At 52.9% G+C, this 15,131-nt stretch carries 14 protein-coding genes and 1 tRNA gene; 9 read left to right on the forward strand and 6 right to left on the reverse strand.

The genetic code is table 11. The annotated features are described in order from the left end of the window. Positions 1–146 precede the first annotated feature (146 nt). A complete protein-coding gene (acrD, locus tag KWG64_RS00620; protein ID WP_218520640.1) occupies positions 147–3,302 on the reverse strand; it encodes a multidrug efflux RND transporter permease AcrD in 3,156 nt (1,051 codons plus the stop codon). Between the two features lie 315 nt (positions 3,303–3,617). On the opposite strand from acrD, the gene KWG64_RS00625 reads away from it, so the two are divergent. Together KWG64_RS00625 and nudK are read left to right on the forward strand one after the other, a co-directional pair. Then, positions 3,618–3,908 (forward strand): helix-turn-helix domain-containing protein, encoded by a 291-nt coding sequence (locus tag KWG64_RS00625; protein ID WP_195814246.1) that lies wholly within the window; start codon positions 3,618–3,620, stop codon positions 3,906–3,908. A 72-nt stretch (positions 3,909–3,980) separates the two neighbouring features. After that, the gene (gene nudK, locus KWG64_RS00630) at positions 3,981–4,571 is read left to right on the forward strand and encodes a GDP-mannose pyrophosphatase NudK (RefSeq protein ID WP_152327956.1); all 591 of its coding nucleotides are present in this window, start codon (positions 3,981–3,983) and stop codon (positions 4,569–4,571) included. A gap of 67 nt (positions 4,572–4,638) precedes the next feature. On the opposite strand, the gene KWG64_RS00635 is transcribed toward nudK, so the two are convergent. Next, on the reverse strand, positions 4,639–5,814 hold the full coding sequence (locus tag KWG64_RS00635; protein WP_218520641.1) for a hypothetical protein: 1,176 nt from the start codon (positions 5,812–5,814) through the stop codon (positions 4,639–4,641). Positions 5,815–6,070: 256 nt separating this feature from the next. On the opposite strand from KWG64_RS00635, the gene KWG64_RS00640 reads away from it, so the two are divergent. Next, complete coding sequence (locus KWG64_RS00640; RefSeq protein ID WP_218520642.1) at positions 6,071–7,141, forward strand: DUF1176 domain-containing protein; 1,071 nt, start codon at positions 6,071–6,073, stop codon at positions 7,139–7,141. Between the two features lie 90 nt (positions 7,142–7,231). Here KWG64_RS00640 and ybcJ read toward each other — a convergent pair whose 3' ends face one another. Then, positions 7,232–7,450, reverse strand: coding sequence for a ribosome-associated protein YbcJ (gene ybcJ, locus KWG64_RS00645; RefSeq protein ID WP_152327959.1), 219 nt, complete (start codon positions 7,448–7,450; stop codon positions 7,232–7,234). A 32-nt stretch (positions 7,451–7,482) separates the two neighbouring features. After that, entirely contained in the window at positions 7,483–8,355 is an 873-nt protein-coding gene (gene folD / locus KWG64_RS00650; RefSeq protein ID WP_195823599.1) for a bifunctional methylenetetrahydrofolate dehydrogenase/methenyltetrahydrofolate cyclohydrolase FolD, read from the reverse strand. A gap of 185 nt (positions 8,356–8,540) precedes the next feature. On the opposite strand from folD, the gene KWG64_RS00655 reads away from it, so the two are divergent. Together KWG64_RS00655 and KWG64_RS00660 are read left to right on the forward strand one after the other, a co-directional pair. Beyond that, a complete protein-coding gene (locus KWG64_RS00655) occupies positions 8,541–9,458 on the forward strand; it encodes an L-lactate dehydrogenase (RefSeq protein ID WP_218520643.1) in 918 nt (305 codons plus the stop codon). 147 nt (positions 9,459–9,605) lie between these two features. Continuing rightward, a tRNA-Arg gene (locus tag KWG64_RS00660) sits at positions 9,606–9,682 on the forward strand. A 46-nt stretch (positions 9,683–9,728) separates the two neighbouring features. Here the strand turns inward: KWG64_RS00660 and KWG64_RS00665 are convergent. Further along, on the reverse strand, positions 9,729–10,688 hold the full coding sequence (locus KWG64_RS00665; RefSeq protein WP_218520644.1) for a quinone oxidoreductase: 960 nt from the start codon (positions 10,686–10,688) through the stop codon (positions 9,729–9,731). Positions 10,689–10,825: 137 nt separating this feature from the next. On the opposite strand from KWG64_RS00665, the gene KWG64_RS00670 reads away from it, so the two are divergent. Then, the gene (locus KWG64_RS00670) at positions 10,826–11,749 is read left to right on the forward strand and encodes a LysR family transcriptional regulator (RefSeq protein WP_218520645.1); all 924 of its coding nucleotides are present in this window, start codon (positions 10,826–10,828) and stop codon (positions 11,747–11,749) included. On the opposite strand, the gene KWG64_RS00675 is transcribed toward KWG64_RS00670, so the two are convergent. Beyond that, positions 11,734–12,069, reverse strand: coding sequence for a hypothetical protein (locus KWG64_RS00675; RefSeq protein WP_152326409.1), 336 nt, complete (start codon positions 12,067–12,069; stop codon positions 11,734–11,736). The genes KWG64_RS00670 and KWG64_RS00675 overlap by 16 nt on opposite strands. 322 nt (positions 12,070–12,391) lie before the next feature. On the opposite strand from KWG64_RS00675, the gene KWG64_RS00680 reads away from it, so the two are divergent. The 3 genes from KWG64_RS00680 to KWG64_RS00690 all read left to right on the forward strand — a co-directional run bounded on the left by KWG64_RS00680 (position 12,392) and on the right by KWG64_RS00690 (position 15,108). Beyond that, a complete protein-coding gene (locus tag KWG64_RS00680) occupies positions 12,392–13,831 on the forward strand; it encodes a sugar porter family MFS transporter (protein WP_255562076.1) in 1,440 nt (479 codons plus the stop codon). A 32-nt stretch (positions 13,832–13,863) separates the two neighbouring features. Then, positions 13,864–14,418 (forward strand): sugar O-acetyltransferase, encoded by a 555-nt coding sequence (locus KWG64_RS00685; RefSeq protein WP_218520646.1) that lies wholly within the window; start codon positions 13,864–13,866, stop codon positions 14,416–14,418. Between the two features lie 282 nt (positions 14,419–14,700). Continuing rightward, a complete protein-coding gene (locus KWG64_RS00690) occupies positions 14,701–15,108 on the forward strand; it encodes a cupin domain-containing protein (RefSeq protein ID WP_218520647.1) in 408 nt (135 codons plus the stop codon). Positions 15,109–15,131: the final 23 nt, after the last annotated feature.

Genomic DNA, 15,131 nt, shown 5'->3' on the forward strand with positions numbered 1-15,131 from the left:
GAGAAGATTTATTCACCGTGTCAGCGCGTCATAATAAAAACGTTTGTTCAGGAAGACCATTACGTCCATTAAGCGACGATTTACACCAGCCAATAAATCATTAATAAAAAAGGCGTTAATTCACATTAACGCCTTTTTTGTGCCTGTTATTTGTGTTCGCGCGGGGCGGTGGCGACGATATCTGAGATGACCGGTTCACCGGTTTTCCCCGGGAAGCGGCGGCGGACCAGCACAAAGAACAGCGGAACGAAGAAGATTGCCAGAACGGTGGCAGAAATCATCCCGCCGATAACCCCGGTACCGACTGCGTGCTGACTCGCAGAGCCCGCGCCGGTGCTGGTCGCCATCGGCAAAACCCCGAAGATAAACGCCAGCGACGTCATCAGAATAGGGCGCAGACGCATTCTTGAGGCTTCGAGCGTGGCTTCCACCAGCGCTTTGCCTTTGTGGTTAAGGTCATTGGCAAACTCGACGATCAGAATGGCGTTTTTGGCCGACAAACCGATAATGGTTAACATCCCGACCTGGAAGTAAACGTCGTTTTCCAGCCCGCGCAGCCACGTTGCAATCACCGCCCCGATTACGCCTAACGGCACCACCAGCATGACCGAGAACGGAATCGACCAGCTTTCATAAAGCGCCGCCAGACACAGGAATACGACCAGCAGGGAGATGGCGTACAGCGCCGGAGCCTGCGCACCGGAAAGGCGCTCCTGATAAGAGAGCCCCGTCCATTCAAGGCCGAATCCGGCAGGCAGTTTCGCCACCAGTTTCTCCATCTCATCCATCGCCGTACCGCTGCTGACGCCCGTTGCAGCTTCACCGACAATTTCTACCGCAGAATAACCGTTGTAACGTTCCAGTCGCGGCGAACCGGTCTGCCAGTGCGACGTGGTGAATGCGGAGAACGGCACCATCGTTCCGCTGGAATTGCGTACGTACCATTTATTCACGTCGTCCGGCAACATACGGAACGGTGCGGCGGCCTGAACATAAACTTTCTTCACACGTCCGCGATCAACGAAGTCATTTACGTACGTGGAACCCCAGGCGGTGCTCAGCGTGCTGTTGATATCCGCAACGGAAACCCCCAGCGCCTGCGCTTTTACCTGATCGATGTCGATCTGCAACTGCGGGCTGTCATCCAGACCGTTATGACGAACGCGGCTCAGCGAGCTGTCTTTGCTGGTCATTTCCAGAAGCTGATCGCGCGCGGCCATCAGTGCGTCATGGCCATTCCCGGCGTGATCCTGTAATTCCATATCGAAACCGGCAGATGTCCCCAGCCCGTTGATGGCCGGTGGTCCGCTGGCGATAACACGTGCCTCGCGGATGTGACGGAATTCTTTGGTCGCGCGGTCAATAATGTCGAAGACAGAGTTATGGCCGGAAGTGCGTTTGTCCCAGTCCGTCAGGCTGATAAACAGTCGGGCAACGTTCTGACCGTTACCGCCCGGGCCTGCGCCCAGCGTGGAGAACACGGAAACCACATCATTCTTCTCTTGCGACAGGAAGTAGTGCTCGATTTTTTCGACCACTTTTTGCGTCTGTTGCAGCGTTGAACCCGGCGGCAGCTGAACCTGAACAGTCAGTACGCCCTGATCTTCCTGCGGCAGGAATGATGTCGGCAGCTTCACAAACAGGAACGCCAGAATGCCGAGGATCAGCAGATAACCCAGCATATAACGCACGCTGTGACGGAGAATACTGCCAACGCCGCGTTCATAACGGTGCGCATTCTTATCGAACGTGCGGTTAAACCAGCCGAAGAAACCGGTTTTGCCGTGGTGATGGCCCTTGGCAATCGGCTTGAGAATGGTTGAACACAGCGCCGGTGTGAGGGTCAGCGCGACAAAGACGGAAAGCACCATCGCGGCGACAATCGTGATGGAGAACTGACGGTAGATCGCCCCGGTTGTACCGCCAAAAAACGCCATCGGGATAAATACAGCCGACAGCACCATGGTAATACCCACCAGCGCACTCTGAATTTGCCCCATCGATTTTCGCGTTGCGTCTCTGGGGCTTAGCCCTTCCTCGCTCATCACGCGCTCGACGTTTTCCACCACCACGATGGCGTCATCGACCAGCAGCCCGATGGCGAGCACCATCGCGAACATTGTCAGGGTGTTGATGGTGTAACCGAACTGATGCAGCACCACGAACGTCCCCAGCAAAACCACCGGGACGGCAATGGTCGGGATCAGCGTGGCGCGGATATTTTGCAGGAACAGATACATCACGAGGAACACCAGCACGATCGCTTCGAACAGCGTTTTCACCACGTCGGTGATCGCCGCTTTGACGAATGGCGTGGTTTCATAGGCGATGCGGGTTTCGAGCCCGTGCGGGAAGTATTTTTCCAGTTCCGTCAGACGTGCGCGAACCAGTTTGTCGGTTTGCAGTTCGTTGGCGCCGGACGCCAGCTGCACGCCCATACCGGACGCGGCCTGGCCGTTGTACCGGCTGAGAATACTGTAGTCTTCGGCACCCAGACCGACGGTTGAGACATCGCCGAGTCTGACCTGCGAACCGTCCTGATTCACTTTCAGGGTGATATCGCGAAACTGTTGCGGCGTTTGCAGCTGCGACTGCGCGTTAACCGTAGCGTTGAGCGCCTGTAAATCAACCGACGGCGCGCCGCCGAGCTGTCCGACTGCCACCTGACTGTTCTGGTTTTCAATCGCCGTCACCACATCGCTGGTGGTCATCTGGTAGTTAGTCAGCTTGTTCGGATCGAGCCAGATACGCATCGCATATTGCGTGCCGTAAGCGGTAATGCTGCCGACGCCGTCGATACGGCTTAACGGATCCTGAATATTGGAGGCCACATAGTCGGCGATATCCTGCTTATCCATGCTGCCGTCGGTGGACACGAATGCGACGGTCATCAGGTTGGTATCACCGGTTTTTGAGACGGTGACCCCCTGTGTTTGCACCGCCTGTGGCAATCTCTTCATCGCCTGTTGCAGCTGATTTTGTACCTGCTGTAAGGCCTCATTCGGGTCGGTTCCGGCCACAAAACTCAGGGTAATCTGTGATCTGCCGTTGCTGCTGCTCTGAGAAGACATGTACATCAGGTTGTCTAACCCGGTCATGTTCTGCTCGATGATTTGTGTCACCGTGTTTTCTAACGTCTGAGCTGATGCGCCCGGATAAGTGGCGGTTATACGCACATTTGGCGGAGCCAGATCGGGGTACTGTTCAACGGGCAAAGAATAGATAGCCAGTGCGCCGGACAAGGAAATGATGATCGCTAAAACCCAGGCAAAGATCGGGCGATCGATAAAAAAGTTAGCCATGCGTCAAGAACCTCGTTGTCACTCTGGCGTGAGTGACTAACATCAGCAAACAAACAGAGCGTCAGTAATCTGACAAAAAAATCCCCTGAAAAGGTTTTCTCAGAGGCAGTACCGTCCGGAAAGGACTGAGCGAGTGTTAGGGTGTCGTTCTACGTCAATGCACTTTACCTTCTCATTCCCGATAAAACGTGGAGAAATAAAGGAGATAATGTAAAAAAGCCTCCCCGCACACAGGGTTATGTCTCACACGTATTCGCTGAAACAGTCTACGCTTTGGCTATCTTCTTTTTATGACAATACGCAGGGGTCGTCCAGATGAGTTTGACTTTGAATTCAGTGTTTGCGCGCCGTCTCTATCTTTGCTGGTTGCTCGATAATGAACAAAAACCGAATGTGCCTAAACTGATGGAAATTACCGGCTGGCCGCGCCGCACTTTACAGGACGTGCTGAAAGCGTTACCGGGCATGGGTATCGAACTGGAGTTTGTGCAGCAGGGCGTGCGCAACAACGACGGCTACTATCAGATTTCCGGATGGGGACCGCTGGATCCTCAATGGATTGCCCGGCATCGCGGGCAACTTCTCGACGCAATTGAGCACGGCTGACGCTGGCAGGGGCGTACTATTGCGGCTATGATATCGGGCTTCTCTCACCACTTCTGAGCGGAGGCACGCTAAATGTCATCTCATGGCAGGTCATCTAAAATCGAAAACGTCCGGACCGAGTTACTCTCTGATAACTGGTATGTTCTTCGAAAATTCACCTACGACTTAATCAAACGCAACGGTGAACGTCAGCCGCAATCCCGTGAAGTGTATGACCGGGGAAACGGTGCGACCATTTTGCTTTATAACCGGCCAAAGAAAACCGTTCTGCTGATCAATCAGTTTCGTATGCCAACCTATGTCAACGGTAACCCGACCGGCATGTTGCTGGAAACCTGCGCAGGTTTGCTGGACGACGATTCGCCGGAAGACTGCATCCGTAAAGAAGCGATTGAAGAAACCGGTTTTGCCGTCGGGCACGTCGAGAAACTCTTCGAATGCTACATGTCACCGGGCAGCGTGACGGAAATCGTTCACTTTTTTGCCGCAGAATATGATGAATCGCAGCGGGCGAATGCTGGCGGTGGCGTGGAAGATGAAGATATTGACGTGCTGGAAGTGCCGTTCACCGAAGCGCTGGCGATGATCAAAGATGGCCGCATCAAAGACGGTAAAACGATTATGTTGCTGCAATACGCGCAGTTGCAGGGCTGGCTGGCGTAAAGGTTTTAATCCCGAAAAGGCATTGTTATCTTAAAAGTCAAAGGCACCCGCAGGTGCCTTTGTTGTTTTAGTGTTCCAGACTGATGGCGGTGCTCCCTGCGTGGCCTTTCAGCGCTGACCACGGCAAGACTGACCATTCCGGGCTTTCGCACGAACGTTGTACGCGGGCGAACGTCGGATCAAAATACAGGCCCTTCGGTGTGAAATACCACGCCGGGAACTGCCAGACGGACGGATCCGAATAATCGCAGTCGTCGTCACTATCGTCGGTCGGCTTCTTCATCTGTTCCGGATGCGCCGCAGTAAGCTGTTTCACCAGCCACGGTGCCCATTTTTTATCGCGGTACGCGGCGAAGGTATCGAAATCTACGTCATTTTTGCCCGGTGAGGCGCGATCTTCCGCATTGAGATAATGGAACGGCGCGCCGTCACCGACCCACACGATATCTTCCAGCGTCAGTGTATCCGCCGTTTGGGCGTTCATATTGACCGGCGCTTCGCCGAAATCAGGATGCGCACCGCCACAATCATAGGACGTGAACAGACTGACGCTGACGACTTCCGGACTCATGAATTCCGGCGTAACCGTCTGCTGATATTCGCCCTGACCAAACCGGCTGGCGCCGAGCATACACGCATGCCATCCGCTGACTTCCTGCCATAAACGGGTGCGCAGTTTCTGGTTCATCGCCTGCAAACTGGCGTCCGGATAACCGGACACAATCTCGAAAAGCGTGATTTTCGACTGAGGCTCAACCCACCATTGCAGCTGATAACCCATGAAATTCTCGCTTTTACCGGCCTTCAGCTGCAATTCAGATAACCGCAGATACTCGTAAGGATCGGTATGAATCAGCGAACCGAGGTAGCTGTCGTCGGTAGCCGCCGCCGGAAGTTGCGCAGGTTTTAGCGTCACCGGCAGCGTTTTGCCCTGCGGGTTGGTCCAGTTGCCTTGCCAGCCACCGTTTTCATCTTTGGTCAGGGTAAATTCAGGACGTGGCGTATCGTCAAAATCGTCCAGCCCTTCCTGAAGTTTGAGTTCCTGCCCGTCCAGCGCGCCGTTGAGTGGCAAATCCAGATGGTACTTCTGATAAAAGTACCGGCCCGTCACTTCGTCAGGTTTATTCATGTCCAGCTCAACCACTATGCTGGTTTTTCCCAGTGTGCCGGTGTACACCACCGGCGGCTCTTCCGCCCACGCGGACAGAGAGAACAACGTTATCAGCCAAATCCATAACTTCATCTGAATCTCCCGGAGAAATGAACATCATCCTTTCGCCATTTTTTTTCGTTATTGGCGGAGTCAGTGTACTGAAAGTTTCGTTACGTCACCATTACGTGATTTCGTAAGTGGTGAAAAATAAATGCCTGCAAAAAAATAAATCCGGCAAAGTATCTCTTTCTTATTTCGAATAAAAAATGCTGCATTGTTGGCAGAGTCTTGGCGGCGGTTACGCTATTATCAAAAAAGATAATTTCGAACAGAGCAGAAACTCATAATGAGCAGATGGATTACCGCCCCTTTATGCCTGCTGGCCGGAATGCTGGCTTTCAGCGCGCAGGCCGAGCCAACGCAGGCAATTTATAACGACTGGCAGGTCAGCTGCGACAATCTCAATCACTGCGTCGCCCGAAATTCTCAGGACGGGCAGGAGCTGGTGATGAAAATTACCCGCGAAGCCGGGCCGGAAGGTAAATCGACTGTCAGCATTGATTACCAGCGCAACAGCGATGAACAGTCTGCTGAAGCGCCAATCGCCAGCCGTTTGCAGATGAATGGCAAAACGCTGAGCTTTAATCATCGCGAATGGGATGTCAGCAAAAAACACCTTTCTACCGGTAACCGTCTGGTGGTGAATGATTTTATTGCCGCTATCCGTGAAGGCAGCAGCATTCAGCTGGCCGGTAAAGCCGATACCGCGCAGCCGGTCAGACCGGTTATTTCACTCAAAGGGCTGAAGGCCGCTTTGCTGGCAATCGATGCACAGCAGGAACGCGTTGGCACGAAAACTGCCTGGGCGAACCGCGGAACGAAGCCGGTCAATACCGTTCCGCCGATCCCGGCAACGCCAGTTCTGCCGCGTTTCAGCGAACCTCATGCGCTTTCTGAAACTGAGATTTCGGCGATTACGCAGAATGCCGCGACGACCATTGAGAACAACGATTGCAGCCTCGACCCGTCGGAGCGCGAAGTGCATATCTTTGCACTCAGCAACGAGAAAGCGCTGATGACGGTGAATTGCGATATGGGCGCGTATAACCTTTACGCGCTGGGATTCCTGGTTTCGCGGCAGTCACCGTATAAAATGGACGATCTGGCGCTGAGCATGCCGTTCAAACTGGGCGAAGACGACCAGTCTCCGGAACTCATCAATGCTGATTTTGATCCGAAAACCGGATTGCTGACGACCTACGATAAAGGCCGTGGCGTCGGAGATTGCGGCGTCTCTTCCCGCTGGATATTTGATGGCAAAGCATTCCGCCTGGCCGCGTTTGCGTCAGAGCCAAGCTGTGACGGCTACAGCAGCGGCGGAGAATGGCCGGTGTTGTGGGTCACACAGGCTCCGTAATCTGGTCTTTGCCCTAAAGCAGACATAAAAAATGCCCTGTCAGCGTGAAGCTTGCAGGGCATTTTTTTGAAGCCGGATTGGGTCAGAAGATTAAACTGACGCCTTCACCACGACTTTATTGCTGGCGAACTCAACGTTCTGGTCAGCAACGATTTTGCAGCGTTTACGGGTTTCGACTTTACCGTTGACCTTAACCTGGCCTTCAGCAATCACCGCTTTAGCGGTACCGCCACTGTCACACCAGCCCATAAATTTGAGCAGGTCGCACAGTTCAACGTGCGGATGTTTTTCGAGAAAAAAAGTTTCCATGTATTCCTGACTTTTTGTGTAGAGCTAATTGTTTAAGACTTATTGGCGCTGATATCGTGATATTCCTCGCAAGCCTGCAAGGTATTCTGGATCAGCGTCGCGACCGTCATCGGGCCAACACCGCCCGGCACCGGTGTGATAAAGGAAGCACGCTCAGCGGCGGCATCATATTCCACATCGCCGACAACTTTACCACTTTCCAGACGGTTTATACCGACATCAATGACAATCGCGCCCGGTTTAATCCATTCGCCCGGAATAAAACCCGGTTTACCGACGGCAACCACCACCAGATCGGCGTTTTCGACGTGATGGCGCAGATTTTTAGTGAAGCGGTGCGTGACCGTCGTGGTGCAGCCCGCCAGCAGTAATTCCATGCTCATCGGACGGCCAACAATATTGGATGCGCCGATCACCACGGCGTTCAGCCCGAAAGTATCAACGCCATAACGTTCGAGCAGGGTCACGATACCGCGCGGCGTACAAGGGCGCAGCGTTGGCGCGCGCTGGCACAGACGCCCCACGTTGTACGGATGGAACCCGTCGACGTCTTTGTCAGGATGAATACGCTCGAGCACCTTGATGTTATCAATGCCCGCAGGCAGCGGAAGCTGAACCAGAATACCGTCGATTTCGTTGTCGTTATTCAGCTGATCGATAAGGCCAAGCAGTTCGCCTTCGGTGGTCGTCGCCGGTAAATCGTAAGAGCGGGAAATAAACCCGACTTCTTCGCAAGAACGGCGCTTGCTGGCGACATAAATCTGCGATGCCGGATTTTCACCGACCAGCACGACAGCCAGCCCGGGAGCACGTTTCCCTTCCGCCAGTCGTTGTTGAACACGCGCCGCAACTTCGTTTCTGACTTGCTGCGCAATCGTTTTACCGTCAATAATCTTTGCTGCCATCAGGGAGTAAATCCATCAATTAAAAAATGCAGGGGGATGCGCCTATTTTGTCAGAAGCAGCGGGCGCTGTCAGGCGTTGAATGCGAATAACTTGTTATCGGCGGGTGAGAATTTAACCTGAGACAGTGGCGAAAAAAGTGTCTATTTTAGATGTGACTCTTTTTAAATCATGAGGAAAGGAATAAATGACACGTAAAGTGGGAATCATCGGTGCCGGGCACGTGGGCGCTGACGTCGCGTTTTCATTGGTCACACAGGGCCTGTGCGACATCATTGTTCTGCTGGATGAAAATGAAAAGAAAGCTGCGAGCCAGTCGCTCGAACTGCGCGATATGGCTTCACTGACTGCTTCGCGCGTTCAGGTCATCGCTAATGATTACAGCGAATTGCATGACGCTGACGTGCTGGTCATCGCCGTCGGCCCTAAAACGCTGTTACGCGAAGACCGTTTAGAAGAGCTGGCCGAAACCCGTGCGGCAGTCCGTGAAGTCATTCCCCCTGTCATCGCCAGCGGTTTTGGCGGCGTTATTATCAATATCACCAACCCGTGTGACGTGATCACCCAGATTATTCAGCAAACCAGCGGTCTGCCGGACTCGCAGGTATTCGGCACCGGCACGTCTCTGGATACCGCACGGATGAAACGCGTCGTCGGCGAGTTTTTCGGTTTTGACCCGAAAAGCGTCACGGGCTACGTGATGGGCGAACACGGTGAATCGCAGTTTGTCGCCTGGAGCACCGTCACGCTCGGCGGACGTCCGGTCGCTGAACTGGCAGGCGATCGCGATGTTGACTGGGCAAAAATGGACGACGCCGTTCGCGGTGGCGGCTGGGAAATCCTGCAAGGGAAGGGCTGGACCAGCTTTGGTATTGCGACCGCGACGGCGCGTCTGGTGGATGCCGTGCTATCCAATGCGCAGAGCGTATACCCGGTTTCCGCGTGGGATGAAGAACTTAGCGTGTATATCGGGCAACCTGCGGTGATCGGCATAAACGGTATCGTACAAACTTTGCAGCCGGAACTGACCGCCTACGAAGGCGTGGCGTACCACGCCTCCGCGCGTGTTATCACCGCTGCACTGAAATCTGAGCACGAAAAATAACCACCGCTGATGACATCGACTTATCAGGCATACCGGGAATAACGGCTAATTGTTCAGGCATTAAGCAGAGAGTTTAAAAGCCATTGACTCAACCCGGTCTGCCCGTATAATCCGAACCCGCAACGCTCCCAATTTGGGACAAGCAATGCGCCCTTAGCTCAGTTGGATAGAGCAACGGCCTTCTAAGCCGTAGGTCACAGGTTCGAGCCCTGTAGGGCGTACCATCCTTACTTGTTTTAACGTCTTCAAAAATCCGCTAAACAATTTCCCCTAGGGTACCAATACAATCTTGCCGCTGAAGCTTCGGGTTTCCAGCAGGCGGTGCGCATCTGCGCCGGATGATAATGCGAACTGAGTGACCGGCGGAAGAACGACGCAGCCTTCTTTAATCAGGGCAAAAAGCCGGTCTGCGCGGCGCTGGCGCTCTTCGGCAGAGGTCAGATACGTCCAGAGATCGGCACCCAGTATGCCGTGAGAGCTGAGCTGGAGGCGGGACGGATCGAACTCAGCAAGCGCGCCGCCGGACATACCGAACAGCACTACGCGGCCGCCGTCTTTCAGGGAATCCAGACTTTGGGTAAGCGTTGTTCCTACCGAGTCGAATACTACATCGCAACCCGCGCTCTGCCACAAACGTACCTGCTCAGGCCAGATGTCATAATTTGCAGCCGCATCTGCACCAAGCTCCAGACATGCTTTCTGCTTTTCCTGGCTTGATGCCACAGCAAAGGCGTGGATGCCCTGATGTTTTAGCATCTGAAGCAATAAACGCCCGACGCCACCCGCGGCGGCCAGCACGGCGACGTGCATTCCGGCGCGCAAAGGCAGCACATCGTGAAGCAGATAATCGGCGGTCAGACCTTGCAGCAAAACAGCAGCAGCATCGGTTTCGGACAGCCATTCCGGTAAGCGGATTGCGTGGTCGACCGGCACCCGGATATGGCTGGCGTGTGCCAGCGGGACATCAGCAAAACCGACGCGATCGCCAGTTTTCCAACCTGTAACATTTTCCCCGACCGCAATGACCCGGCCAGCCCCTTCATAACCTGCGATATACGGCGAGGTCCCGGCCAGCGGATAACGGCCCTGACGGCGGTAAATATCAGCAAAATTCAGCCCGGCTGCGGTGACCGCGACCAGTAATTCTCCTGAAGACGGAACGGGATCCGCCGTCTCATGCAGATGTAATACATCGGCCGAACCCGGATTTTCAAAAACCAGTGCTTTCATTGCCTTTCCTTAACTCAATCTTTGTGAATATTGCGGCGATTATCGTGAAGCGGGCGCAGGAGATAAACAGAGGTCTGCTTTATTTATTCGATAATAAAAATTTATAATGGCTCACTTTACCTTCACGGAGCAGAGCAATGGATTACTTAAAGTGTGTCGAATCGTTCATCGCCGCGACAGAATCCGGTAGTTTTACGGCCGCCGCCGATAAACTGGGTATCACGCCTGCAATGGTCGGTAAGCACATCCAGATGCTGGAGACGCGCACGGGCTGCGTGCTGATTAACCGGACCACCCGGCGTCAGGGGCTGACGGAAGCAGGGCACCGTTTTTATCTTTACGGAGTGCAGATCCTCTCAACGATAGAAGATGCCGATTCTCTGGCGCGTCATCTTAACGAACAGGTCACGGGCATGCTGCGTATCAGCGCGCCGGTTGCTTTTGGTCAGCGTATCCTCACGCCAATATTGTCGAAATTTTTGCAACACTATCCCGCCGTCAACGCCGATCTGGTTCTGAGCGACCGCCGTGTGGATATGATTGAAGAGCGTTTTCAGATAGCGATACGTATTGGTAATCTTCAGGATGAAGGTTATGTCGCCGTTCCTTTGCCCCCTTATGAGATGGTGCTGGCAGCCTCACCGTCGTATCTGGACACTCACGGAACACCGGTAACGCCCGCTGATTTAGCCCGACATAATTGTGTCAGTTTCAGCCAGTGGCGCTCTGCTCATCGCTGGCAACTTCTGGGGCCGGAAGGGCAGGTTGATATCGATATCGTCCCGCGCCTTACCGTGGATTCCGGTGAAGCTATCCGTCAGGCCGCATTATCTGGCCTGGGCGTCGTTATGCATTCCTGCGTCACGCTGCAAGATGATATCGACGCCGGACGGCTGAACCGCGTATTACCCGATTACGCGCCGGTATCCAGACCAATGCATTTACTCCGTTTACCCATAAGGCCCGCCGCTACCGTGGTTTCATCTTTCTTTGAATATTTTATGCAGGAATTAGTCCCGCAGCGGGGATTGCCTGCTGGTGATGGTCACATCATCGGGTAAGTTATCTTTTTCTTCACTTTCCCCAGTTTGTCGCTGGCCTTCTCCGACAGCTCAAACAGGACCGGCAGGATATGCGCTGAGGCTTTCAGGTAGGCGCTGACCTGCAAAATGCCTTCGGGCGGCAGCAATTCTCCGTTCTCCAGCCCTTCACTCAGGCACAGCAAACCCTGACACAAACCTTCGGCGGATTCGGACGCCAGTGCGCTCAGGTCGTAAAGCTGCCCCTCGTTAAAATTCCCCAGATCCAGCCCGGCAACCAGTGAGCGAAAAACGGTGACTGAGTTTTGCTGAAATGCTGTGCCGCTTTCGAAATTCATCATGATGTTTATCCTGCGTCAGTAAAATTGAAGCAGCTTTCCGGGCCGCCTTTAATTGCGTTGACTCTATTCCTGACCGGAAAATAAAGAAATGGCCTGTATGTATTTACAGTGTTTTTAATTCAAATCTGGAAAGTGCCTCGCAAATCGTGAGGGGGCGGCTGACACGTTTACTTGCTGTGATTACTGCGGGCTGGTGATCTTGATCACAAAAAATCCGGCGCAGCACGATTGTTTATATATGTACCCGTCCTGCTCTCACTGCGGGGGTGAGTTGTGCTTATCGTGAAGACCGGATTTATTTTTTTCTGATGTCCGTCGCTGTATTTCCTTTTATCCGGAGAAAAAAATGTCGTCATCTGATGTAGCAAAACTGACTGAAAACCCGCTGAAAAATACCAAAGTGATGAACCTCTTTGTGTCTTTTGCGGCGGCAATGGCCGGGCTGCTGTTCGGCCTTGATATCGGTGTGATTTCGGGTGCGCTTCCCTTTATTACTGACCATTTCGTCCTTACCAGCCGGCAGCAGGAATGGGTCGTCAGCATCATGATGCTCGGTGCGGCGTTCGGGGCGCTTGCCAATGGCTGGCTCTCTTTCCGGCTGGGGCGCAAATACAGCCTGATGGCCGCAGCATTATTGTTTGTTCTCGGTTCGCTTGGTTCAGCGTTTGCTTCGAGTGTTGAAATTCTGATGGTTTCTCGTCTGATCCTCGGATTTGCAGTTGGCATCGCCTCTTATACTGCGCCTCTCTATCTCTCTGAAATGGCATCAGAAACTATCCGCGGCAAAATGATCGCGATGTATCAGCTGATGGTAACTCTCGGTATTTTGCTGGCCTTTTTGTCTGATACGGCGTTCAGCGCAAGCGGCGACTGGCGCGCCATGCTGGGGGTTCTGGCGATCCCCGCATTAGTTCTGATGCTCGCGGTCTGCTTTTTACCCAACAGCCCGCGCTGGCTGGCGGCGAAAGGGCAACATATTGAAGCAGAACGTGTGCTGCGGATGTTGCGCGATACCTCTGAAAAGGCCCGTCAGGAACTGAATGAAATTCGTGAAAGTTTGAAGCTAAAACAGGGCGGCTGGAATTTATTTAAGGCCAACAGCAATGTGCGTCGGGCGGTGTATCTCGGCATGTTATTGCAGGCCATGCAGCAATTTACCGGCATGAATATCATCATGTATTACGCGCCGAAAATTTTTAATCTGGCCGGATTTACCAGCACGCGGGAACAGATGATTGCCACGATTATTGTCGGCCTGACGTTTGTTTTGGCGACTTTTATTGCCATCGGCATGGTTGATAAAGCGGGGCGTAAACCTGCGCTGAAAATAGGTTTCAGCGTGATAGCGCTCGGAACGCTGGTGCTGGGATATTGCCTTCAGCAGTTTAATCACGGAACGGCGGGAGCCGGGCTTTCCTGGCTATCGGTGGGGATGACGATGATGTGTATCGCCGGGTACGCCATGAGTGCTGCGCCGGTGGTGTGGATCCTTTGTTCTGAAATTCAGCCCCTCAAAAGCCGCGACTTTGGTATCACCTGCTCTACGACCACCAACTGGATTTCCAACATGATTATCGGTGCGACGTTCCTGACGCTGATGGACAATATTGGCGCCGCCGGGACATTCTGGCTGTACACCGCGCTGAATCTCGCGTTTGTTGTGATTACTTTTATTCTCATTCCTGAAACGAAAAACGTGACGCTTGAACAGATTGAAAGAAATCTGATGGCAGGGAAAAAACTGCGGGATATCGGGCAGTAAGCCGGTTATAAATTTTGAATAGGGAGAAGATTATGTCTGCGCTGACATGCATGGTTAACAGTCTGGATTATCCGATTAATGATGAGGAACTTATTGAAATCCGCTACCAGACCCGGGACAAAGTGGACGAGTTTAATGCACTCGGTGCGCGCCAGGTGGCTGAGAAAGACAGCCTGGTCAGAAAAATATTCGGTCAGGTTGGGAACAACGTTCATTTTGAAAAAGGCATGCGCATCGATTACGGTATTAATACGACGATCGGGGACAATGTTTTTATCAATTTCAATTTTGTCCTGCTCGATTGCGCGCCGGTGTGTATTGGGAATAACGTTTTTATCGGGCCGGATGTGCAAATTTATACCGCTCAACATCCGCTGAATATTGATTTACGCAGGGAACATATCGGGAGCGCGCAGCCGGTCACAATCGGGGATGATGTCTGGATTGGCGGAGGGTGCATCGTTCTGCCGGGCGTCACTACCGGAGCGGGAAGTACAATTGGTGCTGGCAGCGTGGTGACTCGTTCTATTCCACAGGGCGTTATTGCCTGTGGTAATCCGTGCCGGGTAGTTCGTCGGGTAGATTAATTGTGTTAAAGAAACTCCTAAGTCAAATTTAAGTGTTAAAAACATAAAAAAGCCCGCTCCAGGCGGGCCGCAAATGCGAAAAATACAATATTTCTTAAAGTCCGCAAAGGATGAATGAAATTCTAATAAAAATCAATAAATTATCAATTTTTCTAATATTGCATCAGCCGTGCCTTGTGTTTTATTTATGAATCCCGCTCATAACTCCTTTCATATTTTGTCATCTAGTCGTTTAAACGGAATGTCTGTACCTTTTATCAGAACGAGAAAACGGAGAATAAAATGTCTGACAAAATGAGAATTACCAAAAGCGGTTCTGTTCCTTCGCAGAATGGCCCGGAAAGCTATTTTACCGGCAAAGTGCGCATCGATGCGCCGTTCAGCGGTACTGAATCTGCGCGTGTTGGCGGCGCAACCGTGACGTTTGAACCGGGCGCGCGCACGGCATGGCACACGCATCCGCTGGGCCAGACGCTGATCATCACTCACGGTCGTGGGTGGTTGCAGGAAGAGGGCGGTGAAATTCGCGAAATGAATGTCGGCGATATCGTGTGGATCCCTGAAGGGGTTAAACACTGGCACGGCGCGACGTCGGGAAATGCAATGACCCACATTGCGATTGCCGAATCTCTTAACGGCAGCCCGGTTGAGTGGCTGGAAAAAGTGACAGACGCTCAGTATCAGAAGTGATTTTTAGGCATCTGAAATGAACG

This window comes from Rahnella sp. PD12R (assembly GCF_019200965.1).
In the GTDB taxonomy this organism is placed as follows: domain Bacteria; phylum Pseudomonadota; class Gammaproteobacteria; order Enterobacterales; family Enterobacteriaceae; genus Rahnella; species Rahnella laticis.